Raw genomic sequence first — 660 nt, forward strand, 5'->3', positions numbered from 1 at the left:
CAACGCTTTTTCATCCAGCAACGCCTGACTTTTGAAACGACCTTCCCAAAAGTGACCCGTACAATCGTCTTCTCGATTGGCTTCACTGGCAATGAATTGATTGAGAAGCCGCATGAACCAGCTAATGGAGCAGAGCCTTTCCCGCCAGGTTTGGATGATTGCGAGGCATGCCTTTTGCTCAGACTTCGATGAAATTTCCCCCTTTAAGTACCGCTGAATCAGTACCGGCGCATGGTGCAACGTGAGCCAGTGCTGAATGACCTCGTATTCAGAAAGTTGATGGGCTCGCTTGGTGTTGATATGCAGCACTAAATGATAGTGATTACTCATGATTGCGTAAGCACAAACATCAATGCAAAAGACGCTGGCAATTCGCTTCAATCGCTTTTCGACCCAGCCGCGACGGTGTTCATAACTCGTCTGAGTCAACTCATCGTATCCGCAAAGAAAAGAGCGACGAACACACCGAGAAACACAATGGTAATAGGGCGTTGCTTCGACACTGATCAGTTGGCTGCGTGCTGTGGTCATAGTTTTTCACTGAATAGGACTGGATGTATGAACAGTATTTCAGTTTGGTACTCTGGGAAAGATGCAAATGATGAAGACGAGAATTCGGTCTGAAATTAATGAAAATGATAGAGGTGTTTTTTGCTTGAG

The 660-nt window shown here is 45.9% G+C and carries 1 pseudogene; it reads right to left on the reverse strand.

The annotated features are described in order from the left end of the window. Positions 1-531, reverse strand: a pseudogene (locus tag Q4579_RS23000) (alpha-amylase family glycosyl hydrolase); the annotation flags it as partial. Positions 532-660: the final 129 nt, after the last annotated feature.

Origin of the sequence: Photobacterium sp. 1_MG-2023 (genome assembly GCF_030547945.1) — a bacterium.
GTDB lineage: Bacteria > Pseudomonadota > Gammaproteobacteria > Enterobacterales > Vibrionaceae > Photobacterium.